This window comes from Mesorhizobium sp. M7A.F.Ca.US.010.02.1.1 (genome assembly GCF_004023085.1).
In the GTDB taxonomy this organism is placed as follows: domain Bacteria; phylum Pseudomonadota; class Alphaproteobacteria; order Rhizobiales; family Rhizobiaceae; genus Mesorhizobium.
On the sequence record NZ_RZRV01000022.1, the window covers coordinates 27632 to 52538 of the forward strand.

The following is a 24907-nucleotide window of genomic DNA, read 5'->3' on the forward strand; positions in this document are numbered from 1 at the left end:
GCACACAGGAGAGTACATGTCGACCCAGAGCGCCGAGACTATCGGACTTCTCCAAGATCTTATAAAGATCGAGAGCATCAATCCATCGCTGTCGCCAAAAGGTAGTGGAGAGCAAGGTGTAGCCAAGTTCCTCGAGGGTTTTTGCAAGGAGCGGAAGCTGGCTTACGGGATACAGGAGGTGGCCGATGGTCGCTCGAATTTCCTGACCTGGGTACCTGGGAAAGAACCCGATAGGCGTATTCTATTCATTGCTCATATGGATACCGTTCCTATCGATAGGTGGGAATCAGATCCATTCTCGGGTGAGCAACGGGACGGGCGAATATATGGGCGAGGTAGCTGCGACACAAAAGGCTCACTTGCAGCTATGTTGATTGCGCTTAGCTCACTTGGTGAACGGCAGCCCCGGGCCACGGTTGTTGTGGCAGCCAGCATTGACGAAGAGTACCGCAAACTTGGCGCCCGCGCTATAGCCGATTCCGGTGTCGCTTATGAGGGTGCGGTAGTCGGTGAACCCACCGAATTAGAGCTCGTTGTAGCTCACATGGGTTCTGTCCGCTGGCAAATCGAGGTTCAGGGTGTACCGGCTCATACGTCGAAGCCTCATCTCGGAGTGAACGCGATCACGGGCATGGCCAAGGTGGTATTGGCACTTGATGAGCACCATCGATCCCTTGTGTCTCGGGCGCAGCACCCATTGGTAGGGTCATCACAGCTGACCGTGAGCCTCATCGAAGGAGGTTTGGAACTTACCACTGTACCGCCGGTATGCCGTATCTGGGTCGATCGGCGTCTCATACCCGGGGAGCGGCCGCAGGACGCGTTGGCGGAGGTAGAAAGCATACTGGAAGGCCTTCGCCAGGGCGAAGACAAGATCAATGTTCGGTCATTGCTTCCCGCATTGGAAGACCCGCCTCCAATCAGTTCCGGGTCGAGCAAAATTGCAGCAGTCGCAGGAGCGGCTTGTGCCCACGTCGCGGGGACCGGAGAGCAGAAGGGAGCCACCGGCGGCTCGGATGCAAATCAGCTGTCATTGGCTGGGATCCCGTGTGTGATTATCGGACCCGGGCGTACTGCCCAAGCCCATACGAACAACGAGTTCGTTGAAATCGATCAACTGACCAAGGCTGCTGATTTGTACCAGAGAATCATGCTCACATATTAGGAGTGGCCGGCCTGATGGGGGTGCTCAAACCCCGTCCATTGGGCCGCGGACGCCCCGGATGCTGCATGAGCGTGGCGGCCGCAACGTCCCGATCTTCGCTGGTCTCGTCGGCGCTTCCCACGTAGATCTTGCCGCCCGTGCTTGAAATTCTGTTGCGACAGGCAGAGTGCGTCTTCACCATAGGGAGGGCATGATCTTCCACCGGAGACGCAGAGCCACCGAAAATTTGGCGCTCATATGCGGATAACGTACGGCAAGTGCCTAGGAAATGCAGATTTTCCGCGACAAGAAGAAATCCTCGGGGAAAACAGCCTCTTGTGACGTGATACGAAGAGAAAGTATGCGGACAGGACGAATGCCTGATCCGTTCGAGGAATGCCTGTTTTGAAGGACTCGACGAGATGAAATATGAGAAGCCATTTCCGCCCGAGGAGTTTCGGCGTCGTGTTCATGACGTGAAGCAGCGGATGGAGCGAGCGGGGCTGGACTTGCTGATCTGCCAGGATCCCGCGAATATGTATTGGCTTACCGGCTTTGACGGCTATTCGTTCTACGTGCCTCAGGTGGTCTTAGTGCATCTCCAGTCGGACATGCCCCTCTGGTTCGGACGTTTCGTCGATGTAAATTCCGCTTATATAACGACGGATCTGCCTAGAGAAAATATAAGCTCATTTTCCGATCATAGACTTCAACATCCAGAATTACATCCATTTGACGATCTTTGCGAGCTTATCAATTCGCGCGGCTGGGGATCTGATCGAATCGGTGTCGAGCTTAACGCCCACTTCTATACTGCCCGAGCACATCAACATCTCGTCAAAGGCCTTCCGAATGCAAAATTCTCTGATAGCCGCGAATTAGTCAATTGGGCACGGCTTATAAAATCTGACCTTGAACTAGTCTACATGAGAGAAGCGGGCCACCTTGCAACGCATACGATGCAGACGGCAATCGCTAACCTAAGGCCTGGAGTGCCGCAACATGAGGTCGTCGCGGAGGTGTACCGGGCCCAGACACGAGGGGTGGACGGTAAATATGGCGACTCTAGCGGTCCTCCTCTTATCCAGACTAGCGAACAAACGAACGCTCCGCACCTCAGTTGGACCGAGGAGCCCTTGCCGACCTCTGGCCTGGTTCTCATGGAGTTCGGCGCCACCCGACGCCGCTACTGTGCGCCGCTGTGCCGCACCGTCCACATCGGAAAGCCACCCGCAGAGGTCTCGCGTCTTGCTGAGGTTATAGTGGAAGGCGGGGATGCTGTGCTCGAGATGGCAAAGCCTGGTACCGTCGTTGAGGAGCTTAATGCGGTGTGGCAAGATATCCTCAAGCGGAACGGGTATATCAAGATAGGCCGCTCCGGCTATTCAATCGGACTCAACTTCCCGCCGGAATGGGGCGAACGCACGGTTAGTATTCGCGCGGGCGACAAGACCATCCTACAACCAGGAATGTGCTTCCATTTTCAGTCGGGGGTTAGGCTCGAAGGGTTCGGCGCCGCCATCTCTGAATCATTTATTGTAACCGAAAGGGGCGGTGAGCGATTGGCAGATGTTGATCGCCGCTTGATCGTCGTGGACTAGGTGATTTGGATGTGACCCAAATCGTTTTGCGATCTCACTGGGTCCGTTCGAAGCCGGTTGAAATTTGTTTCTGCGGCGAGCGGATGAACGGATCTAGCTTAAGGACGGCGCTGTCTGAGAGGTGCGGCATGCCCAACCTCTGGGACAGGAGAATCTCGCCTAGCACATGAGTTCTCTGCATCAGCGGAGATTAAGATCCGTAGGCCGAAATGAGCCACCTGTGACGCGAGCGCGGCGTGAACGTTGCCCCATTCTACAAATGCGCGGATGACGCAAGAGGACTTAGCTTTTGAGGAGCATTGAGGACGAGTTTACGCGCGCCTGAAGCGGGCTCTTGCCAACCCTGCGCGCCGGTGGGAACGCGAGTATGGTCCGCCCCGTCCGTGCAACACGTCGCGACATCAGCACACGTTGTTCCCGATAGATGGCTCGGCAGCGAAGCTCGCCTTTTGCCCGGGGCTCGCTTCATCCTTTTCTGCTGTTTCGTGCGACTTCACCACTTCACCAAGTGAATGTCTGGGTTATCGCGGGGACCTCAATTTCGGGACCCCAAGACCTCCTTCCGAATGAAGTCGTCCGCGATGCCATCGTGTCTGAAGCGGTCGCGGTCACCCTGCACAGTGCCGGACGAAAGTAGCCTTGCGGCGAGTTCCGTCTAAGATTCGAGGCGGTTGCGCCTGCGTCAGTGCGCCTGATCGGTGTCGGTCGAGAACTTAATGCCACGAGGCCAGATCGGGAACTCGGGATCGGGAGATCGGCGCTGGAACCAACTACTTTCCGCGCCGCCGGCGACCAGCGCGACCTTCGCTCGCGGTCGCTAAGCCTCCTGGCAAGTGAAGTTGTGAGCCGTGTCCAATTCTACGCGAATTGGCTGCTGTTTGCAGGAATGCAGCTAAAGGGGCATCAACTGCGCTGCCGATCGGCGCTGTGGCAGCAATAACCTAAAGGCATCAGCATACCATTGGAGTCTTAGATGAGGGGTACGTCAATCACGGCATTACGCAGGCTCAAACGGCCAGACCTTTTGCGTGGTGATGCGTATCTGAACGGCGCCTGGCTCTCCAAATCAGATACTCTTGCCGTGTTTGATCCTGCCAGCGGTGACGAGATCGCTCAAGTTGCGGCTTGCGCAGACGCCGACGTTGACGACGCGGTCCATTGCGCAAGAGCAGCGTTCCTCAAGTGGCGCGACATGCTTCCGTTACAGCGTGGTGCATATCTGCGGAAATGGGCGGCAGGCATGCGGGAGAGCGCCGAAGACCTGGCTGTCATCATAACGGCCGAGCAAGGAAAACCGATTGCTGAAGCCCGCGGCGAAGTTTCATACGCTGCCGGCTTTTTAGATTGGTTTGCAGGGGAAGGGGAGCGGGCTTACGGCGAAACGATTCCCAGCCATCTCCCCGCAAGCAGGCTGGCCGTGCATTTGCAGCCGATCGGGGTGACTGTCGCCATTACGCCATGGAACTTCCCAGCGGCAATGATCACCAGAAAGGCTGGAGCTGCACTGGCCGCTGGCTGCACAATGATTGTAAAGCCGGCACCCGAAACGCCACTGTCGGCCCTCGCGCTTGCCCGCCTTGCCGGGGATGCTGGCATTCCGCCCGGCGTGTTTCAGGTGATCACGGGCGAAGCTCCGCCACTTGCCAAACGGCTGTTGTTGCATACCCACGTGCGTGCGTTCTCTTTTACGGGCTCCACCGAGGTCGGCAGAATCCTTCTCGAGCAATCCGCGAAGACAGTGAAGAAAGTCTCGCTCGAACTTGGCGGCAATGCTCCTTTCATCCTTTTCGGCGATGCGCCGATCAACGCTGCGGTCGCCGGTTGCATGGCAGCCAAGTTCGCGACATCCGGTCAGGACTGTCTCGCGGCAAACCGGATTTATGTGCAGCGAGAGATTTACGAGCATTTTACGGAAAAATTTGCCGAGGCCACCAGTAAACTAAAGGTCGGGCACGGATTGGAGCCAGGTGTCGACATCGGTCCGATGACAAAGACGTCTGGTGCTGACAAATGCAGGCACCAGGTTTCTGAGGCTCTAGCAGCCGGGGCTCGAATGGTAGCAGGCGCACAGCACAATTCGCTTGGCGGGAACTTCGTCACGCCGGCCGTGCTTGCTAATGTGACCGATGACATGGTGATTGCGAAGGACGAAACGTTTGGACCTGTCGCTGCAATCCTGCCCTTCGACGACGAACGGGAGGTGGTCGCGCGAGCCAACAATTCCGAGATGGGACTTGCGGCCTACGTCTATACCCAAGATCTCAACCGAGCCATGCGGCTCTCCGACCGGCTCGAATATGGCATGGTTGCCGTGAATACTCCAAAATTTACGGGGCCGGGCATTCCGTTCGGCGGCTGGAAACAATCCGGCCTTGGTCGCGAGGGCTCAAGGCACGGTCTTATCGAATATCTCGAACCCAAATACCTCTGCATCGGCAACATCGCGGCCTGAAAGGAAGCATTCAATGACCATCAACATCAAAGAGATCACCGAAAAGGACCGCAACTCGGTCTTGCATCCTTTCACTCAGCTTAAAGATTTCGCCACTGGCAAGCTCGGCGACCCAACGATCGTGGTGACAGGGAAGGGGATCCGCATCCAGGACGCGCATGGCAACCAATTTATCGATGGCTTTGCCGGCCTATACTGCGTCAATGTCGGGTATGGCCGCACGGAAGTCGCCGATGCGATCTCGCGTCAGGCCTATCGCTTGGCGTATTACCACTCCTATGCGGCGCACACGACCGACGAGCTTGCGATCCTCTCCGATCGCCTTGTGAAGATGGCGCCGGGCAAGATGAGCAAGGTGTTCTATGGCATGTCCGGCTCGGATGCGAACGAGACCCAGGCCAAGCTTGTTTGGTACTACAACAACCTGCGTGGCAAGCCGACCAAAAAGAAGATCATCTCCCGTGAACGCGGCTATCACGGCTGCAGCGTCGTGTCGGGCTCGATGACGGGCATGAGCTTTTATCACGACCACATGGACCTGCCACTTCCGCAGATTGTTCACACGGGTGTTCCACATCATTACTGGGGCGCAACCCCGGGCGAAACCGAGCGCGAATTCTCCGCTCGCCGCGCCGCCGAGCTTGATCAGTTGATCGAGCGGCTCGGCCCGGACAACGTCGGCGCCTTCATTGGCGAGCCCGTCCTCGGCACAGGTGGTATCACGCCTCCGCCGGAAGGCTATTGGGAAGCGGTACAGACGGTCCTCAAAAAACATGATGTGCTGCTGATTGCCGATGAAGTGATCACAGGGTTCGGCCGCACCGGTTCCATGTTCGGCTCACAGCACTATGGCATCGAGCCAGACCTCATCACGATCGCTAAAGGTTTGACGTCGGCCTACTTCCCGCTTTCAGCGGCAATCGTCGGTGAGAAGGTGTATAAAGTCCTGGAGGATGGAGCCGACAAGGTCGGGGCATTCTCGCACGGCTACACCTACTCTGGTCATCCGATCGGCGCCGCCGCGGCCAACGCGGTCCTCGATATTGTCGAGAAAGAAGACCTCCCCGGCAATGCGCGTGACGTCGGCGCGTTTTTCCAGGCGCAGTTGCAGGAGAGGTTCGCGCAGTTGCCGATCGTCGGCGAAGTGCGGGGCGTCGGTCTTATGGGCGCAATCGAGTTCGTTGCCGATCGCGACAATCGGAAGCGTTTCGATCCGGCGCTCAAGGTAGGTGCGCGAATCTCGAAGGCCGCCCGTGACCGTGGTCTTATCGCTCGGGCCATGCCGCACGGGGACATTTTGGGCTTTGCTCCGCCGCTGGTTACAACCAAAGCTGAGGCGGAGGAGATTGTTGCAATCGCAGAAAGCGCCGTGCGCTCGGTTATGGATGAGCTTGTTCGCGAGAGTGAGAAAATCTGAATGAGTTGGGCCATCTTGTCGTAATCAAGGCGCAAACTCAAGCGACGGCCTGATCGGCTTGCGGGGCTGCCAGCTGAGCTGGTGCCGCGTTCCGCTCATTGAGTTTTCGGCGGAATTCAATGCAGACACTGCTCAGGAGGAACTGGTGGCCAATTCGACCGCACTCAATCCCTGGGAATGGCCTGAAAGCCATTGGCGGCGGCGCATCAACAAAGTCAGAGCGGGCAAGGCACTAAGACCAATGTGGCCCGGCGGTAAACGCTGTGCCTTCGCCATCTCGTTCGACGTCGATCATGAGTCGAACGAATTGCGCAGGGGAGGGCGATCGCTAAGCAGATTATCCTGGGGTCAGTACGGGAGCCGACGAGGGATGCCTCGGGCTTTGGAACTCTTGAGAAAGTACGACGTTCCGGCGAGTTTTTTCGTTCCCGCTGTGATCGCTCAGTTGTATCCAGACGAGCAACGCGCAGTTGTCGATGAAGGCCATGAAATTGGCATGCACGGCTGGATACACGAGCTAAACTCGGAACTGAGCGCAGAGAGCGAGCGCTCTTTAATGATGAGGAGTGCCGACACTCTTGAAAAAATCACTTCCAAACGCCCGACGGGAATTCGAACGCCTTCCTGGGATTTTTCCGACGCAACTCTACGGATCATACGTGAAACCGGATTGACATACGACTCATCCCTTATGGCCGATGATAGTTGCTATGAGCTGCTGGAAGACGAGGAACCCACGGGAGTGATTGAAATACCGGTCGAATGGATTCGAGACGATGCCACTTATCTTTGGATGAGTCCCGATGGGTCTTCACGGCCAGATTTATCAGTCGACGACGTGCTTTCTGTATTTATTCGGGAGTTCGAAGGGGCCTATCAAGATGCCGATTTATTTCAGCTGACTCTGCATCCACACGTCATTGGATATCGCTCACGGATCTGGATCGTAGAAGAATTAATTCGACGCGCCAAAGCAAAGGGTGACGTTTGGTTCGCCACACATCATCAGGTCGCCGAGCGTGCGTCCTCATGTCTCTGAAAACTCTCAGACAGGAACGCCGGTAGAGTGCGGTGTTCTTGGGGCGGCGCAAGCCGTCCTGCGCCTCGACCGTTGCGGCGGTCACCAATGGATTTGGAATGACGCGGATCATCCGCTGTCCGGTATTCGCTTTCAGAGCGGGTACAGTGGGAGTTCTTATCTTGGAGGAGGACTACAATCTTGATTGACACGACCTTTGCCGGAAAAACGGTGCTGATTACCGGCGGGTGGCGCGCTTGGCCCGGCCAGTGCCAAACTGCTGGCGGCGGGTGGAGCGGATTTGGTGTTGGCTGACCTGTCGCAAGAGGCTCTGGACCAAACTCTGGCCGCCTGTCCTGGTGCCCGTTGAGTTGTCTGCGACGTGACCGATCCGGCGATGCTGGAAGGGCTGGTCGACCTCGCCCGCGAGAGCTTTGGCCGGCCGGTTGAGGGCTTGGTCGCGGCCGCTGGCATTACGGTGCGATGAAGCGGCTGATAGACGTGAAGGGTACGAAGCCATGTTCAGCTTCAACGTCGGGGCCATTTGGCGAATCTGCAAGCTGCATCCCGCAGATGCGCGAGCTTGGCCGCGGATCGGTGGTGCTCTTCAGCTCGACTGCTGGTCTGCAGGCCTCGAAGGACGTGCCGATCTATTCGGTGACCAAGGCGGCGGTTGTGATGATGACTCGCACGCTGGCGCTGAACCACGCGGCAGAAATATCCGCGCAAACTGTGTCTGCCCCGGAACCATCGCCAGCCGTTGGCCGAGGCCGGCGTCGCCTTCGCCCGGGGAGAAGCGGCACAGGTCGAGCGCCGGACGAAGATCATCGCTGCGCATCCGATGGGCCGAATGGGGTTGCCGTCCGAGGTGGCGACAGCTGTCGGCTATCTGCTGGACGATGCGGCGGGCTTCACCATCGGCGCCGCGCTTACGGTCGACGGAGGCAGCCTTGCCTAAGCTCCGGTCAGAAACACTGTCGTCGTCACCGGCGCGGCGCGCGGGATCGGTGCCGCAACAGCGGCGTGGCTTGGCTCGGAAGAGGCGTGGGTGTTGCTAGTGGATGTTCTGGATAAAGTGCACGACACAGCTGCGGGCCTTGGCCAGACGGCGCTCGTCTGCGATCTGGCCATGCCCGACGCCGCAGGGCGGGTTCTGGCCGCCTTGGATGCCGCAAGGATCGAGACGCTCGACGTCCTCGTGAACAATGCCGGCATTGGCGGTTCGAAGTCGCTCGCCGATACTGACGATGCCTTTTGTTCCCGCTGATCGATATCAACTTGCGTGCAGTCATCAGCCTGACCCGCGAGTTGCGGCCGCGGATGCGCCAGCCGGGCGGGCGGATCATTAATGTCAGCTCGATCCTCGGGCTTACGGGCTATCCCGGAACGGTAGGCTATTCGGTGGCCAAGGCCGGGATCGCGTATCTCACGCTCCAGCAGGCCGGCGAGCAGGGCCTGTAGGGTATAACCGTGAATGCGGTGGCGCCCGGCGTGGTCCCCACCGACATGACTCGAGCGCTGCACGTACGCAGCTACCAACGCCTGATGGTCGCGCCAATCCGCTCGAGCGCGTCTCCTCGCCGGAGGAGCAGGCGGCGGTGATCGCCTTCCTGCTTCGGACGACGCGTTCTACGTCTCGGGCGCAGTGATCCCCGTCGACGGCGGCTCCCGCCTGTCACAGTAGAGAAGAATAGCGCAATTTAAGCCTATACACAGGATGGCCCTGCAATTCCCGGATGCAGACCGACTCTGCCGGTAACCGGTTCCGGTGGTCGATCCTGTTAGCGGCGCCATTACCCGGCGCACATTTGATCGCGGTGGTGGGCAAGTTGAATTTACCCTTCGCGCGCTTCCCAGCGATCAATATGGCAGTGTCGTACTGCTCGGTCATTGTCGCAACGGTCGCGTTCAGCGTCGGCGCGAACCACAGCGCCTTGGCCACACCAGGTTGTAGCAGACGGATCGCCTCAGTGACCCGCCGAAGAAGCTGAGGCCGTCAATCCAGTCGGGCAGCTTTTGAGTCAGAGTTGGCAAAGGCTGCTCGAACTGAACGACTGTTGAGGAAAGCCTTTGCAGGCGCGGCGGGCGCGAGCACCGCGGGGAGCCGCAAAAAGGCACGCGGAGAGCTCTGCTGAGGCTGCAGTCAACTCAGCGTCCTTGGGAGCATATTGAAGTAGTATTTGCCCATCTCTCCCTGTTATGGCGATTTGAGAAGCAAAAAGCCCGTTCAGCGTTTAGCTTGGAGAATGTGCCCACTGCACTGCTCGCCCGCGAATCACCGATATTATGCAGATTTAGGAGCTCGACGCCGATCTCCTGCATTTGTTGGCGAGGATTGCTGGAAGAGTACCCATTCAATGCACTAAAATCCTGGAGTGGTCTGATCCTCATATTGTAAGTGTAGGCTGGCCTGATGCGGCTGGTTCCAAGTCTTCACAAAGGTTCCAACTACGCCTCCTCCCAAGGCGCATCGGCCCGGCAGCGAGTTCAATCTCCTGCCGGGCGTTGTAACTATTTGCGCACATTGGCCGATTCGGACCTTCAACGGGTTGGGCGGCTGCTGGCTGTCGGAGCAATGTAAAACTGGCTCATAGGCAAGAGTTAGATTGATGAGCAGTCTTGCGGACCAAGTCGCCGATCCAAATTCGCCAGGAGCATTTGCGCCCCTCAGAAATCCGAGCTTTCGTTCAATCTGGTTCGCCACGCAGGTCAGCTCGCTCGGCTGGTTGATGCAGACTGTTGCCATCAGCTGGCTGATGGCTACGATTTCGACTTCCGATCTGATGGTCGCGCTGGTTCAGGCTTCTTCAAACCTGCCAGCGTTCATCTTATCCGTCTTCGCCGGGGCCTTGGCTGATAATTTCAGCCGGCGCCGGGTCATGTTCGCCGGCCGGTGCCTTATGGTATTGGCATCTGCGATGCTGACGGCTTTTGTGGTGCTGGGCTTTGTCGATCCGTGGATGATCCTCGGCTTCAGCTTCTTGATCGCATGCGGCGGCGCTCTCCACGATCCAGCCTGGCAGGCCTCGGTTGGCGATATGGTGAACCGACGCGACGTTCCCGCCGCCGTCACGCTCCTCTCCGTTGGCTTCAACACTGTTCGGACCGTAGGCCCGGCGCTCGGTGGCATAGTAGTTGCCTCTTTTGGGCTGATGACGGCTTTCGCCGTAACCAGTCTTACCTATCTGGTCCCTTTGGTAACCATATGGCGCTGCAAGTGGATGGTTCGCTCATCACCTCTCCCACGTGAGTCGATGAGGACGGCGATCTATGACGGGCTACGCTTCACGGCGATGTCGTCGGAGATTAAGACGGCGATCACTCGCGGAACCCTCTTTGGTCTGGCGAGCATCGCCATTCTCGCGCTGCTGCCGCTGGTTGTCCGCGACCAGCTGGGAGGCGGACCGCTCGCCTATGGCACGCTCATGGCCGGATTCGGGACAGGCGCCGTCTTCGCCGGCATCTCGAACAGCGTGTTCAGACGGAGCTTGTCACAAGAGCGGCTGATGACGCTCGCATGCGTCGCCTGCGCGGCATGCTCCCTTTCGCTTGCGCTGACTTCTTCGATTGCAGTGGCGGCAATTGCACTCGCCATGGGTGGCGCGGGCTGGGTCACCGCCTGGTCCGGGGTCGGCGTGACCGTGCAACTGGCAAGCCCGCGCTGGGTCGTGGGGCGCACCATCTCGATTTACTATGCATTGATCGATGGCGGCATCGCAGCGGGCAGTTGGGTGTGGGGCACGGTGGCCCAGAACCATTCACTGACCTTGGCACTGGAGGGCTCCGCTGGAGCCCTTCTGCTGGTCGCCGCCACGGGCCTCCTGTTTCCCCTTCGCGAGCGCCGCGAATCCGATCCAGATGCTTTGGAGGACTTCGACGCACCGGCAGTCGCCCTCAATCTCAAGCCAAGAAGCGGTCCCATCGTGGTCAAAGTCGAGTACCTAGTGCCCGAGGAAAATCGCGAAGCATTCCTGGAACTCATGCGGGCGCGCCGGCATGTGCACAGTCGCGTCGGCGCTCGTCATTGGACTCTCCAGCGCAACCTTCAGGAGCCTATGCAATGGATAGAGACATTCCGCACGCCGACCTGGACCGACTACCTTCGCCTGAACCATCGTCTCACGGAAGCAGACAAGGAATTGGGTAAACAAGTGCTGAAATTGCATGCAGGACAGCTTCCGCCTAAAATCATGCTTTTTATCGAGCGACCAACAAGCTCGGCCCTAAAGTCCGATGAATCAGCACGTTATTTTCTCCGACACTGACTCTTCGAGGTTAACCCCTTGTATCTGCACGCAGAGGACTTTGTGCGATGGAAGCGACTGAGCCTCGAACCGGATGGCCATCCGGTTCGAAGCAAGGCGAAGTCGCCCGACACCCCTCCGGCCACAACCGTGGGTGAGCCTGGGATCTTCGCCTTCGTCACGTACGACCGAATAGTCGCTTGGCTCCAATCGCACGCACAAGGCAGGTTACCGTGAACAAGACTATCTGTGGAGTGGATGTTTCGAAAGACTGGCTCGATACCCATGTCGTGCCGAGCGGAGCGGCGGGCCGCTTTCGCAACGATGCGGCAGGCATAGCCGAGCTTGCTGCCTGGTGTTAGGTCAATGGTGTCGAGCTCGTCGTCATGGAGGCCAGTGGCGGCTACGAACGGCTTCCCTTCCTGCTGTCGTGGGAGTTGGGAGTAGCCTGCGGCATGGCCAATGCGAGGAGCGTACGCTGATTCGCCGAGGCGATGGGCTTCCTGGAGAAGACCGACAGGATCGACGCCGCCGTCATCGCCCGCTATAGCGAGGTCAAACGGCTGCAGCCGACGCTGCCGCCGAGCGCGGCCCAGCAGCGGCTCAAGGCGCTGGTCGCCCGGCTTTCCCAGGTAACCGCCGATCTCACCGTCCAGAAGCAGCGCAAGAGCGCTGCCACTGATGCCGATACCATTGCCTGCGTATTCCGATGAAGCCGGCCACCGATTCCGATTTGAAGCCGGCCAGTCATTCCGATTTCATTCCGGCCAGCATTCCGATTTGAAGGCGGCCATTTTTCGGTCTGATCCTGGGTCTCGTTGATGTTTGGGTTGGGTTTTGTTTCAGGTCAAGCTGACGGATAAGCCCGAAAGCGGCACCATGCAAGAATACAATAGGTCCACCGGTTCCATTCTCGCAATACAAAGTCGCGACGGCCCCAATCAATATGCAATGTTCGGTGATCATTGTTTCCTCAGCAAAAGCGAGCCAGATCGGTCTGCATTATGCATATGGGAAGCGAGGCTTCTGGTATTTACTTCATAAGCGTAGCAGCGTCTACAGGCCTTTTGCGCCAATTGCCCCCTAGCCGAACGCAGGAATTCGGCGTAGGCGCCCCAGTTCTTCAACCGCGAATTTGCAGGAAATTCCTAAACAAGCGCGGTGACCGTCTAGTGCATCAAGTTACGCGCGGAGCATCCTCCCCAATGCCTGCATCTGCGGCCTTCTAATCCGATCAATGTGGTCGCAAGCGGGGTGCGACCCGAAGCGCGCAATCACCATCTCCGCCTTTGGCGCTATGTACAGGTTCTGGCCGTAAAGGCCCCGACCTTCAATAGCATCAAGCTCGTCGTGTGATACCCACCATTGGCTTCGGTATGTATAGCCGAATGGGAGGTCCGGCTTGGCGGGGTGGTCGAGATCTTGAAGGTCGTAGACAACACTCGCGGGAACCAGTTGCTTGCCATTACACGAGCCTTCACATCGCATCAGCTCGCCGAAACGCGCCAAGTCGCGCAACGTCACATTGAGTCCGCTATGCGCCCTCGGCATACCGTTTGTCGGGTCGATCTCGACATAGGCGTCTTCTTCGCAGCCCAGTGGCAACCATAAGCGCTCCTCCAACAGTTGTGCGAACGACCGGCCCGTTGCGCGCGACATAACCCAAGCCATAACATTGGTATCGACGCCTTTGTAGACAAATTTGCCGTGCGCCCCTTCCTTTCGTATGGTACGCAGGTATTCGCATCTATATGACTTGTCTACACTTGTGTAATCTTCAGTAAAAGCAACGTTAGTTTGCATGTCCATGACTTGGCGGAGCGTTGCATCTTCCCACCCTGTACCTCGTAATTCCGGCACAAACTGCGATATTGTCTTCCTGTCGTCGAGAATGCCCTCATGCACCAACGCCGCGGCTAGGGTGCCCGCATACGATTTGGTGATTGACTGACACGAATGTTGTACGTGCGGCGCGAGTGCGCCGAAGTATCGTTCGTATATGATCCGCCCCCGATGCAGGACCAAAATGCCGTCGGTGTAGGTGTCGAATAGCGCCTCCTCGAACCGGTTGGTGCGGTCGTCCATGTCGACGAACGTGAGCCCATCGATTTCGGTAGACCTGTTGCTGCACTCAAGCTGCGACGGTCCGCCCCGCCCTCGCCACACTTGGACTGTGGGCCGCAGCTCACGCATATGCGATAGCGACCAGCGAAGCTGAGGAAAGGTCCAAACAGTTTCATTCTCGAATGTTACACGCTTGTCTGGCGGCGGCGGCGCACCGCGCATCCAGCCAAATTCGCGAGGATCCGATGCACGGCCGTCCAGGTATTGCTGTCCGTCGAATTCGAGTACGCTCTCCGACGCGTTACCGACGGTTTGCCGTTGTTTGAATTCTGTCATACATGGGATCCAATTTCATGCCTAGGCGCCCCCGGCGCCAGCTGGCTATCGAGAGTTGCGACCCAACCTCGGGAGTTCGGACTGGACTAAATCACAACATGTTATGATCATAGCAGCGGCAGGCGCGCATTCTATGCGAAATGTCCTCGACAACGCAGCAAATCAGCGTTGTATTGCGGCCGGCGCATACTTGCGGCCCCGCTCTCGCGTGGCAAGTAGGACCTAACTTGCCGAACGCTTCCAGCTACAAGAGGCATGAGCCATCATGCGCAGTATGCCGAGTACATCTCGATTAAACCGGGTCCGAACGGGTTGACAATTGTAACGCGTCTCCGCTGTCCGAGCTACGATGAGTCAAAAATTCTCTGGTCTATCAACGATGTTGACCCAGAGGGATACGTGCGAACTCGCAAGGCAAGAAATCGCGAAATGGCATGGGCGACTCTGCATGTTGGCGACGCGATAGTGGATAACGCCGTCGCCTTCGTAGGTGGGCTCGGCTTGAGTCGTCGCATGCGACGTCTCGAAGCAACCGCCCTGGTCAATAGCGACGTCGACCAGCTCCGAGCCCTTCTTCATGCCGGACATCATTTCGCGGGTGACGAGCTTTGGCGCGGCAGCACCGGCGATCAGCACGGCCCCGACCACGATGTCGGCAGAGAAGCATTCTTCCTCGAGCGCCCCGACGGTTGAGTAGCGGGTGCGCACACGGCCGGCGAAGAGGTCGTCGAGATTAGGGAGGTCGAGATTAGGGAGGTCGAGATTAGGGAGAGAGAGGGGCTTGGACCGCAGTTCCCACGTGACCAGAGTCAGCCCTGCAAGGTGTAATTCAACGCGCCAGTCCAGTTTAGATCCTTCCAAACAAGACGTCTTGTGGCGATGCAATCTGCAGCCTTCGGAGTCCAGCGAGTTGGCGAGTTCGCCGACCTCTCTGAGGCCAGGGTATCCGTGCTTTGTGAAATCGCCAGAGCGATCCGGCGAAAGCCAAGGGTAGTTCGCAGGAAACCTGCATCATCGAACTCGATTTCGCTGAATGCCAACAATGCAGAGCGATAAGGTGTCGTTCGTTAAATGACGGACCGGGATGGGTCCAATCAGCAGGGAGCAATGGCGCACCGCTAAGACACTCCTCTCGGTGGCGACGAAGGTAGCTTTCAAGAAAATAAGAACGAGAAAAAAGGGAACTATAGATGAACAATCATGTAACGACGGTCGTAGTTGCAGTCTCCATGGCGGTTGCGTCGATGTCTTTGTCAGCCAAGGCTTGCGCCGGCGAAGTCCTTGATCGTGTGCTCGCGGCACAGACATTGACGGTAGCGGTCGGGTCCGACTGGGGAGCCTTGTCTCACTTGAACGACCAACATGAACTCGACGGTGATGATGTAGAGGTCGCGAAGGGCATTGCGGACTACTTGGGCGTGAAGATCAAATTCGTGACCCCGGGCTGGGATATCATTCAGGCAGGCCAGTGGGGGGGGCGTTGGGACATGGCCATGGGTCAAATGACGCCGACCAACGATCGCGCCAAAAAATTCGCCTTCCCGGCCATGTACTTCTACGAAGGCGAAGTCGCTGTCGTTCACAAGGATAGCAAAGCGACGAAGCCTTCCGACCTGGAGGGCAAGATCGTCGGCGTCCGAGCGGGAACTCTTGGCGATTTGTATGCCAATCACAAGCTCACACCGGCATGGATCGGCGCTAAGCCAATACAATATCAATTTACAGCGGGCCAAGTGAAGGCTTATCCAAGTGCTAACTCTCTTACGCTTGACGACCTGCGCCTCGGCGATGGTGTTCGTCTCGATGGCGTCATTACTGAAGGAACGACGGCGGCTGCGGCAATCAAATCTGGCTATCCATTGAAGGTTATTGGCGATCCCTTATTCTACGCCCCGGGCGCTGTCACAATCGAGCGTGGCGATAAGGAGTTTATCGACAAGGTCGCTGCCGCGGTCAAGAAGATGAAGGATGACGGCACTCTTGCTAAACTCTCGGTCAAGTGGTTCGGGGGGGATTTCAGCGTCGATAAATAACATGACACAATCGTGGGCGTCCCCTTCCCGGGGGCGCCTCTTCTTAGGAAGAAAATGCTTATGCTTTACCACGATACAGTTGAATCTGAGGTGCTCGTCCACAAGCCATGGTTTATCGGCTGCATATTTGCAATTGTGCTCGCGGTTTTTCTTATCTTCAACGTAGCGGGCACCACGATGGGCGAACTCCTACGGCCCGTGATTGGCGATCACGCACAAGTGAAGTTTTACAGTCGCATTGCGATCGCTTTTGTAATTGCCGCAATGTTCTGCCTCAACCTCGTGCTGATTGGTTTTGTCCCGCTCAAAATCCAAATCGGGATCGTATGGTTTGAGTTGGTGCTACTGTTCCTTTCGCTCTTCGCGGCATTTGACTTAAGCATGCCATTTATTTGGGCAAACCTGCCATTTCTAATTACGCAGGGGGTAGTTACTACAGTTTACGTATCAGCGATGTCACTGCTATTTGCGTCGGCTATCGCAATAATCGGCGCGATTGCGAAACTGTCAAGCAACGGCATGGCTTACGCGATAGTCAGCTTCTACACTTCATGCTTCCGGGGTCTGCCGCTTCTCATGCAGGTTTATCTGATCTACATGGGCTTGCCCCAGGTAGGTTACGTTATTAATGCCGTGCCTGCAGGCGTGTTGGCGCTTTCGCTATGCAGTGGTGCCTACATGACGGAGATCTTCCGTTCGGGCATAGCCAGCATCGATCGCGGCCAGTGGGAGGCATCCCGGTCATTAGGTTTCGGCTTTGCGCTCACAATGCGCAGAATCATTCTGCCGCAAGCGCTTCCGGTTATCATTCCCCCGATGGGAAACACGTTCATCTCAATGCTCAAAGACAGCTCTCTCGTTTCGGTTCTTGGCGTTTGGGAGCTGACGTATCTAGCTCACTCACTCGGCCAGCCAACCTTCCATACTATGGAGATGCTAGTAACAGCGGCAATGATTTATTGGATTTTATCCGCCTGCCTGGAACTGGTCCAATCCCGGATCGAGGACCATTTTGCCAGAAGTAAGAAGCGATGATCGTGAATTCATTGGTCAAGCTAAAAAAGACGTCTAAGTTGGTTCGGCCATTTTCAAGGCACTTACAGATGCGCCAATGAACAAGAGAGATGCAATATTGAGCGACGAAGTCATCGAAGCTAAGAATGTATCCAAATGGTATGGTGCCTTCAGAGCACTAACTGACATCAACCTAACCGTCCGCAAGGGCGAACGTATCGTCATCTGTGGGCCCTCAGGCTCGGGAAAGTCGACGCTGATCCGTTGCGTCAATCGGCTCGAAGCGCACCAGGATGGCGAGATTACCGTCACTGGGATTAGGTTACATAACAAAATGCGCAACGTAGCTGAAGTTCGCAAAAGCGTCGGCATGGTTTTTCAGCACTTTAATCTTTTCCCGCACATGACCGTGCTGATGAACTGTATGGCGGCGCCGATGTGGATAAAGGGCGTTCCAGAGGGTGAGGCTAGAAAGATCGCGCTTAAATTCCTAGAGCGCGTGCGCATTCCCGAACAGGCGAACAAATATCCGGCTCAGCTCTCCGGGGGACAGCAGCAGCGCGTCGCAATTGCCCGGTCCCTCTGTATGGAGCCTGCAGTCATGCTCTTCGATGAGCCGACCTCCTCGCTCGATCCAGAGATGGTCGCTGAAGTGCTCGAGACTGTGACCGGACTCGCACGCGACGGCATGACCATGGTATGCGTCACCCACGAGATGGGCTTTGCGCGCGCCGTGGCCGATCGAGTAATCTTCATGGATCGAGGTGAGATCGTCGAAGAGGGTACACCGCACGACTTCTTCAGAAACCCGCAGCACGAAAGAACGAAATTGTTTCTCAGCCAGATCTTGTCGCATTGAGGGAGCCATCCTTCAACGAGGCCGTTCGACCGAGTTACTGTGTATCGAATGCGTTGCCTCAGGCCAGCGAGACAACATGTGCGGATATTGTATTCGTACGTATTGGCTGACATACATCAGAGCGTTCTCGGCAAGCGCCTCGTTCCCGGAAGCGCGAGAGTAGGATCCCGCTGAGCTTGTGCGCAGCCCACCGTGCCAGTTCGCGTCCAGGCGCGCTGAGGATTGGCTCGCCACACATGATCAGGTTGCAAGAGTGCGGCCTCAACCCTCTGCCCGCAACCGACCACAATCTGCAGACGTCGTCCTCTGGCAGATTCCCGACCATCTTTGGGTGAACCAAACGGATCAACACATGTTAAAGAACATAACCTTCGACCGCCACAGCTCCGACAAGCTTAAGAGTGAGGTCACGATCGACATTGATAAATGGGGGGTTCCTCATATCAAGGCTCAGAACTTGCACGACCTATTTTTCGCGCAGGGTTGGAATGCAGCTCGAGACCGCCTCTGGCAAATTGATATTGCGCGCAAACGAGGTCTCGGTCTCCTGTCACGAGACTTTGGCCCCGGATATTTGGAGCAGGATCGGGCGGCGCGTCTCTTTTTATTTCGCGGAGCCATGAGTGCAGAATGGCAGGCGTACGGCCCGGATTCCGAAGAGATATGCTCAGCGTTTGCCGAGGGGATCAATTCCTACGTAGACAGTTGCCATGACGGTTTGATTGCCTTGCCACCCGAGTTTGGCCTCCTCGGTCACACTCCCGACTATTGGAAACCCGAAGACGTCGTTCGCGTGCGAACGCACTCACTAACCCGAAATGCGATTTCGGAGCTTCTGCGCTGCAGGGTGATGGCATTGGCAGGTGTGGAACGAGGTACCCGCCTCGACAGGTTGAGACAAGAATTGTCACCTCCGATAGCGCCACGACCAGCGGAGGGCCTTGACCTCGCCTTTATGACAGATCGAGTACTGCAGGATTTTCGCTTGGCAATCTGTCCCGTCTCATTCTCGAGGGAAAGACTTGCAGCAAGTCTTCAGGAAGCTGACCGTTGGACCCGCGTAACACCGAGTGATGAGATCATGCAGACGGTGTTCCAAGAGGGCTCAAACAACTGGGCCATATCCGCAACAAAAACCACAACGGAGCGACCAATCCTTGCTCTAGACCCGCATCGCAAGCACGTCCTTCCGTCCATCAGGTATCTTGTACACCTGAGTATGCCCGGGCTCGATGTAATTGGCGCTGGAGAGCCTATGATCCCAGGAATCTCCATGGGTCACAACGGGACAGCCGCCTTTGGTCTGACTATTTTCGGCGCTGACCAAGAAGATATTTATGTTTACGAAACCAAGAGTGAGGGAAATAAATACTTATATAAAGGGGCCTGGGAGCAGGTGAAGACTATACACGAGAAAATTCCAGTTCGCGCCCACACCGACCAGGAGGTAAAGCTTCAGTTCACACGCCATGGACCCATTTTAAACCAAAATGCTGAAAAAGACCGCGCCTTCGCACTGAGAACCGTATGGATGGATCCCGGCATGGCACCTTACATGGCCAGCTTGGCCGTAATGCGCTCTAAGACATTTTCAGAATACACCTCCAGTCTAGCAAACTGGGGTTGTCCTTCAGTTAATCACATCTATGCGGACACGTCGAATGTAATTGCGTGGAAACCGTCAGGTGCGGCTCCGGTCCGAAGAAATTGGGACGGCCTGCTTCCGGTTCCAGGAGACGGTCGGTTCGAATGGGAAGGGTATTTGTCACCGGACGATGGGCCGTTCGAGATGAACCCCGCCAAAGGTTTTGTCGCCACTGCCAACGCAATGAATGTTCCGGAGGAATGGAGTAGATCGCATCCTGCTTTTGGCTACGAGTGGTCTGACAGCAGCAGACATGATACCCTTCATACAACTCTCTCACGATCAGAGAAGATCTCGTTGCGGGACTGCATGTCGCTGCAATGTTCGGTGTATTCGCCGATAGCAGTTCGTATTCTTGCGAAACTAGACACTCTTCTCGGTTCGGTTGCAAACATGCCTGCGTTGCACTTATTTTCTAACTGGGACCGGCATTTGGATGCGAGTTCGCCAGCCGCCGCGTTCTTTGAGATTTGGCTTAGCAAACACCTTGGCCCGACAGTAGCTCGCTTAGAAAGCGCTGACGATGAAGTGTTGGCACTGCTCGTGCCTTTACAGCCTTCGGCCATAGCCTCTTGGCTCGAACAGGCAGAGCCTAGTGAAAAGTTGAAGCATTCCATAATGGAATCCCTAACTTCTGCCTGGAGTGAATGCATATGTCGATTTGGCGACGATTCTGCCTCATGGGCATGGGGCAGTATACATAAGCTTGATTTGCGCCACCCTCTGCAGGCACTGACGTCTGAACAATGGTCGTTGGGCGCCATAGCCCTCGGCGGAAGTAGCTCAACGCTCAATTTTTCGAGTTACCGAAGCGGCCAATTCTCTGTTTCAGAAGGACCGTCAGTGCGGATAATCATGGACGTTGGGTCATGGGATGACAGTCTCTTTATTAACAATCCAGGTCAGTCGGGTGTTCCGATCTCAAGTCATTATCGTGACCTCAATCACGATTGGCAACGGGGCGAATACAAGCCCTTGTTATATTCAGAGGAGTCCATACGGAGGGAGCTCGAACATAGGGTCGTCCTGTCTCCCGCTGACTGTTGAGGATGCGACAGTATAGGCCGCTTACCATTGTAGCAGGAACATATCGGTCGAACTCACCTGGCGGCAAGGTGAGGATCGACACTTTAGCGCCCGCCGGCCGACTTTGATATTGACAGCGGAACGCCCGGCCGGAATCTGGATGCGCTTGTGGGGCAATGATCCCGCTGGTGTGCGGCGACCACCCCTGATCGTCACGAGCAGGGCCGTCGCGGCCTCCAATAATGTTGCAGGAGACTTAGAAGCGGGATGTCCCGCATTGGCAATTGCTCTGCCTTGGGGCCATAGGGAAGAGGGGTAAGGTGCTGGCCCGACCACCGGAGAGCGCGTCTGTTACTACAAGGCTCGATCGCGGCCGCATCACGGCCCTCGGCGGCTGCCGATAACGCGCGCTTCGGGCGCTACCAGTACGCATTGGCGATAATCGCATCTGCTGTAGGAGAGCACTTGATTCGAGACTGACAGTGCGACGGTCAACAGGGTTCGCTATCATTGTCGAGCCGAGTTCAAGAATGGACACATACCTCAGGGAGGACCTTTCAGGGGGCAGACCATTGTCTGTCTCCTCATCCGAGAAACAAGCTAACCTCGCAGAGAGTGGCATCAGGGCAACACGTCATTGTCCTTCGATGCGACTGAATATCGACGACTTCAACGCGGCTTGCCGCCTTCGCGTATAGCCGCAGGACCTTGAATGCCGGGAACCAGCCGAGAAATGTTGGCGGTGGGTGAGCGCCTTTCATTTTTCAAGTCCGCTACATTCTGTCTGTCATATACCCGAAGGCGGCGATGCTTGTTGCCCGCCCGATGTGGTTAGCAGTTGACGTGCCTTCTTATGTATCTTCATTCAGCCTGCGGTGGCACGCTGGCCGTTTCGTTGAATGGCGGGGGAAAAAAGGCGTTGATGACTCAGGCTTGCGTGGAGCACTCGTGGGGCGCTCGATTGACAATGTTATTCGTGGAGAATGCTTTCCTTTGTGGAGGAGGATGATTCTCTCGTCCAGTTCCTTGTCGGCCTCGGTAAGGCGATGATTCAGGCGAAGGTAGTCGGTCCAGGTCGGCGTACGGAATGTCTCCGTCCATAGCACAGGCTCCTGAAGGTTGCGCTGGAGAGTCCAGTGCCGAGCACCAACGCGACTCTGTACATGCCGGCACCCGCGCATGGCGAGGAATTCTTCTAGATTTTCCACGAGTATGAGGTACTCGACTTTGACCACGATGGGGCCGCTTCTCGGCTTGAGACTGAGGGCGACTGCCGGCGCGTCGAATTCCTCCAAAGGGTCGGGCTCGGCCTCGCGACCCTCGCGAAGGGGAAACAGGACGCCGCTCGCAATGGAAGAGGCAGTGCCAGAAAAAGGGAGCACGCCGCACAGGCGACGCATGCCAGCGTCATTAGTTGCTCTTCTGACAAGCTCCGTCTTAATAGGCTGTTGGCGACGCCAGCCATGACGGCGCCTGTGCCGAAGCCGGCGATGATGGTGCCATAGGCGAGCGGTCCTTCGCCCAGCTGATCGCGGACAACCAATGGCAGCAGTGCGAGTATGGCGATGCCCGACAGGCCAAAGAAGGTTCCGCGGGCGATCGCCGTCTTGATTTCCGATGACATCGCTGTGAAGCGCAGCCTGTCATAGATGGCCGTCCTCATTGACTCACGTGGGAGAAGTGAGGAGCGAACCTTCCATTTGCATCGCCATATGGTGACCAAAGGGATCATATAGGTGAGTGTAAACATAGCGAAAGCCGTCATAAGTCCGAACGACGCAATCATGATGCCGCGAGCGCCGGTCCCACGGTCCGTGCAGTGTTGAAGCCAATGGAGAGGAGGGTGACGGCAGCGGGAACTTCGCGTCGGTCCACAATATCGCCAACAGAAGCCTGCCAGGCGGTATCGTTGAGCGCGGCACCACTTGCGATCAAGAAGCTGAAGCCGAAGATCATCCACGGGGCGATAAAGCCCAGCACCACTGAAGCCGTAGCATCGCGGATGCTATTACCATTAGGCATCGGCCGGCGAACATGACTCTTCGACGGCTGAAGTTGTCGGCGAGAACCCCTAGCGAAAATGGACAAAATGAAAGCGGGCAGGTTAGACGAAGCCTGCTCGAGCGCAACCATCAGATCGGAGGTCGGAACCGTTGCCATTAGCCAGCTGATAGCAACGGTCTGCATCAGCCAGCCAAGGGAAGAGACTTGAGAGGCTAAACCAGATTGAGCGAAATGTCGTATTCCTGAGCGGCGCAAACGTCTTCGGCGAAACTACATCCGCATCTGCGCCCGCCGCTTTGCTCATTGCTCCGACCGATTCGGTTCCGCCAAGCTTAACCACTTCGCGCGACACGATCCTCTTACACGTCGGATGCGCCAAATGCAGTCTTTGTATTAGTGTCATCTGGTAGCGAGATGCGGAGGTGGCGGCGGAGAGCCGTCGCTGGTGTCGCAGCGGCCTTACATCAGTGCAAACATGCTGTTGCGTGGCGCCGGCACAGTTCCCCCGGCGTCGGCGGCTTCGCCGGCAAGAATGCGAAGGCGCGCCGACTCGCTGCCAAGCTCAAGGTCGTCAGCATGGTTCTTCTGGCCGAGGCTGACGAGCTTGCCGAGCAACTCGGCGCCTTTGTCGGCGATCCTCTGGCGAGAACAAAGCTGTCGGAGACCAGCGTTGCCTGCATTGAGCGGCCGATGAAGGCACTATGCGCATCTCGCTGCGAGATGCAGCCGATATAAAAACAGCATTTGACGCTAGCCGCCAGGAAAGGGGATTGTCACCCCGCATGAGCCGGCGAAGCTTTTGTTCAATTTCGAACATGGACGCGATCGCGCGTTTTGCGCAACCAAACCACGACACACTGATTGAGGTGAGATATGGCGACGACACGCTCCGCAATTCCTCTGACTGGTGTACCGTTTCCGATATCAGAGTATGAGCGCCGGCAAAACAATGTGCTGGATGCGGTTGCTACGGCAGGCTTGGACGCAATCGTAGTAACGGCGCACGGCCACTTGAAGTATCTCAGCGGCTACGATGGGAGCGGTGGATATTTCGCGCCTTTCCCTCTTATTCTGATGCCGGGTCGGGTCCCGATATTTGTTGTCCGAGAATATGACGAGCAGGCAGTACGTTCATATAGCTGCATCGAGGAAATTGAAACCTATACACATCAGCCTGATTTTGGCAGGGTCTGCGCCGATGTATTGCGTCGACTCGGACTGGACAATAAGCGAGTCGGTTTCGAGCTTGGCTGCTGGAATCTCGCGCCCGCCGACGTGCGCGCAGTCCAAGACCAGCTCCCGGATCTGAAGATTACTGACGTCACCCGACTGGTCTCGTCAGTGTCAGCAGTGAAAGGAGAACTTGAGTTGGCGTGTATGCGCGATGCTGTTCGACTCACTGACGTGGCAATTCGAACCTTTCAGCAATCGCTTCGTCCCGGCATTACGGAGATCGAAATGGCAGCGGCCCTAGCTGCGGCGGTAACAAACGACCCCAGCAACGCCGCTGGGGATATCGGGCTTGCGCCGGGTACCATTTTGTTTGGAGAGCGAGTGAAGTTGCCCCATGCGCCAGCGACCCATCATCCTCTCAGCAACAACGAACCTGCCTTTCTGGAGATAGGGGCTTCGAAACACGGGTATACAGTGGGAATGGTTCGATGCGCAGTCCTTGGCAAACATCCCGAAACCGAATCTTTGCACGGCTTGGCTGAAGAGGTCATTGCGGCCCTTGTCTCCTCGATTCGACCAGGTGCTACGCCGGCGGACGTTCACGCTGCTGGGGGCGAGGTGTTGAAGCGATCTGGACGCAAGGGCGTCTTCCGCCAACGAACAGGATACCAAACTGGCATCAATTGGACTGAGCGCGGCGACCTAAGCCTGGAGCCCGATGTAAATGAACCACTCCGAGCTGGCATGACCCTGCACATGCCAAACATTTTGTGCAGCGAAAGTGGCTACCTATTTGGTGCCGGCGCACACGTGCTCGTGACAGAGCGCGGCGCGGAACTCCTGAGCGAAATCCCGCCAACACTTTATCGGGCGTGAT

General features: G+C 56.8%; 15 protein-coding genes and 5 pseudogenes. 15 read left to right on the forward strand and 5 right to left on the reverse strand.

Going from position 1 to position 24907, the window contains the following annotated elements; translation table 11 throughout:
- Positions 1 to 16 precede the first annotated feature (16 nt).
- The 8 genes and pseudogenes from EOA19_RS21630 to EOA19_RS36450 all read left to right on the forward strand — a co-directional run bounded on the left by EOA19_RS21630 (position 17) and on the right by EOA19_RS36450 (position 9093).
- The gene (locus tag EOA19_RS21630) at positions 17 to 1165 is read left to right on the forward strand and encodes a M20 family metallopeptidase (RefSeq protein ID WP_063169328.1); all 1149 of its coding nucleotides are present in this window, start codon (positions 17 to 19) and stop codon (positions 1163 to 1165) included.
- Between the two features lie 401 nt (positions 1166 to 1566).
- The gene (locus EOA19_RS21635; RefSeq protein WP_063169327.1) at positions 1567 to 2745 is read left to right on the forward strand and encodes a Xaa-Pro peptidase family protein; all 1179 of its coding nucleotides are present in this window, start codon (positions 1567 to 1569) and stop codon (positions 2743 to 2745) included.
- 973 nt (positions 2746 to 3718) lie between these two features.
- Complete coding sequence (locus EOA19_RS21640; RefSeq protein WP_063169326.1) at positions 3719 to 5197, forward strand: NAD-dependent succinate-semialdehyde dehydrogenase; 1479 nt, start codon at positions 3719 to 3721, stop codon at positions 5195 to 5197.
- A gap of 13 nt (positions 5198 to 5210) precedes the next feature.
- Complete coding sequence (locus EOA19_RS21645; RefSeq protein ID WP_063169325.1) at positions 5211 to 6614, forward strand: aspartate aminotransferase family protein; 1404 nt, start codon at positions 5211 to 5213, stop codon at positions 6612 to 6614.
- Positions 6615 to 6759: 145 nt separating this feature from the next.
- Positions 6760 to 7653 carry a polysaccharide deacetylase gene (locus EOA19_RS21650; RefSeq protein ID WP_224570030.1) on the forward strand — a complete coding sequence of 298 codons (894 nt, stop codon included), beginning with the start codon at positions 6760 to 6762 and terminating at the stop codon, positions 7651 to 7653.
- 739 nt (positions 7654 to 8392) lie between these two features.
- Entirely contained in the window at positions 8393 to 8590 is a 198-nt protein-coding gene (locus tag EOA19_RS36440; protein WP_063169323.1) for an SDR family oxidoreductase, read from the forward strand.
- Between the two features lie 27 nt (positions 8591 to 8617).
- Positions 8618 to 8899: pseudogene (locus tag EOA19_RS36445) on the forward strand (SDR family NAD(P)-dependent oxidoreductase); the annotation flags it as partial.
- Positions 8887 to 9093: an SDR family oxidoreductase gene (locus tag EOA19_RS36450; RefSeq protein WP_199489648.1), complete on the forward strand. Its 207-nt coding sequence runs from the start codon at positions 8887 to 8889 to the stop codon at positions 9091 to 9093. The pseudogene EOA19_RS36445 and the gene EOA19_RS36450, both read left to right, overlap by 13 nt.
- Before the next feature lie 400 nt (positions 9094 to 9493).
- Here EOA19_RS36450 and EOA19_RS35965 read toward each other — a convergent pair.
- Positions 9494 to 9660, reverse strand: a pseudogene (locus tag EOA19_RS35965) (IS21 family transposase); the annotation flags it as partial.
- A 581-nt stretch (positions 9661 to 10241) separates the two neighbouring features.
- On the opposite strand from EOA19_RS35965, the gene EOA19_RS21665 reads away from it, so the two are divergent.
- Positions 10242 to 11897: an MFS transporter gene (locus EOA19_RS21665; RefSeq protein ID WP_063169321.1), complete on the forward strand. Its 1656-nt coding sequence runs from the start codon at positions 10242 to 10244 to the stop codon at positions 11895 to 11897.
- 269 nt (positions 11898 to 12166) lie between these two features.
- A pseudogene (locus tag EOA19_RS21670) lies at positions 12167 to 12553 on the forward strand (transposase); the annotation flags it as partial.
- A 505-nt stretch (positions 12554 to 13058) separates the two neighbouring features.
- On the opposite strand, the gene EOA19_RS21675 reads toward EOA19_RS21670, so the two are convergent.
- Together EOA19_RS21675 and EOA19_RS21680 are read right to left on the reverse strand one after the other, a co-directional pair.
- A complete protein-coding gene (locus tag EOA19_RS21675; RefSeq protein WP_063169320.1) occupies positions 13059 to 14276 on the reverse strand; it encodes a serine hydrolase in 1218 nt (405 codons plus the stop codon).
- Positions 14277 to 14630: 354 nt separating this feature from the next.
- Positions 14631 to 15008, reverse strand: a pseudogene (locus EOA19_RS21680) (alanine dehydrogenase); the annotation flags it as partial.
- Positions 15009 to 15466: 458 nt separating this feature from the next.
- Between EOA19_RS21680 and EOA19_RS21685 the strand changes: the two are divergent.
- The 4 genes from EOA19_RS21685 (at position 15467) to EOA19_RS21700 (ending at position 20874) form a co-directional block, all read left to right on the forward strand.
- Entirely contained in the window at positions 15467 to 16309 is an 843-nt protein-coding gene (locus tag EOA19_RS21685; protein ID WP_063169318.1) for a transporter substrate-binding domain-containing protein, read from the forward strand.
- A gap of 60 nt (positions 16310 to 16369) precedes the next feature.
- Positions 16370 to 17344 (forward strand): amino acid ABC transporter permease, encoded by a 975-nt coding sequence (locus EOA19_RS21690; RefSeq protein WP_063170377.1) that lies wholly within the window; start codon positions 16370 to 16372, stop codon positions 17342 to 17344.
- A gap of 94 nt (positions 17345 to 17438) precedes the next feature.
- Positions 17439 to 18182 (forward strand): amino acid ABC transporter ATP-binding protein, encoded by a 744-nt coding sequence (locus EOA19_RS21695; protein WP_135921822.1) that lies wholly within the window; start codon positions 17439 to 17441, stop codon positions 18180 to 18182.
- 352 nt (positions 18183 to 18534) lie between these two features.
- Complete coding sequence (locus EOA19_RS21700) at positions 18535 to 20874, forward strand: penicillin acylase family protein (protein WP_063170375.1); 2340 nt, start codon at positions 18535 to 18537, stop codon at positions 20872 to 20874.
- Between the two features lie 830 nt (positions 20875 to 21704).
- On the opposite strand, the pseudogene EOA19_RS21705 reads toward EOA19_RS21700, so the two are convergent.
- Positions 21705 to 23161, reverse strand: a pseudogene (locus tag EOA19_RS21705) (MFS transporter).
- A 155-nt stretch (positions 23162 to 23316) separates the two neighbouring features.
- On the reverse strand, positions 23317 to 23472 hold the full coding sequence (locus EOA19_RS35340; protein WP_164548527.1) for a hypothetical protein: 156 nt from the start codon (positions 23470 to 23472) through the stop codon (positions 23317 to 23319).
- 258 nt (positions 23473 to 23730) lie between these two features.
- On the opposite strand from EOA19_RS35340, the gene EOA19_RS21715 reads away from it, so the two are divergent.
- Complete coding sequence (locus EOA19_RS21715; protein ID WP_063169317.1) at positions 23731 to 24906, forward strand: Xaa-Pro peptidase family protein; 1176 nt, start codon at positions 23731 to 23733, stop codon at positions 24904 to 24906.
- The last annotated feature ends 1 nt before the right edge of the window (position 24907 follow it).

Excerpts from the sequence above, each read along its gene's own strand:
- EOA19_RS21630 (WP_063169328.1), top strand. The coding sequence starts at position 17 with ATGTCGACCCAGAGCGCCGAGACTATCGGACTTCTCCAAGATCTTATA.
- EOA19_RS21635 (WP_063169327.1), top strand. The coding sequence starts at position 1,567 with ATGAAATATGAGAAGCCATTTCCGCCCGAGGAGTTTCGGCGTCGTGTT.
- EOA19_RS21640 (WP_063169326.1), top strand. The coding sequence starts at position 3,719 with ATGAGGGGTACGTCAATCACGGCATTACGCAGGCTCAAACGGCCAGAC.
- EOA19_RS21645 (WP_063169325.1), top strand. The coding sequence starts at position 5,211 with ATGACCATCAACATCAAAGAGATCACCGAAAAGGACCGCAACTCGGTC.
- EOA19_RS21665 (WP_063169321.1), top strand. The coding sequence starts at position 10,242 with ATGAGCAGTCTTGCGGACCAAGTCGCCGATCCAAATTCGCCAGGAGCA.
- EOA19_RS21675 (WP_063169320.1), bottom strand. The coding sequence starts at position 14,276 with ATGACAGAATTCAAACAACGGCAAACCGTCGGTAACGCGTCGGAGAGC.
- EOA19_RS21685 (WP_063169318.1), top strand. The coding sequence starts at position 15,467 with ATGAACAATCATGTAACGACGGTCGTAGTTGCAGTCTCCATGGCGGTT.
- EOA19_RS21690 (WP_063170377.1), top strand. The coding sequence starts at position 16,370 with ATGCTTTACCACGATACAGTTGAATCTGAGGTGCTCGTCCACAAGCCA.
- EOA19_RS21700 (WP_063170375.1), top strand. The coding sequence starts at position 18,535 with ATGTTAAAGAACATAACCTTCGACCGCCACAGCTCCGACAAGCTTAAG.
- EOA19_RS21715 (WP_063169317.1), top strand. The coding sequence starts at position 23,731 with ATGGCGACGACACGCTCCGCAATTCCTCTGACTGGTGTACCGTTTCCG.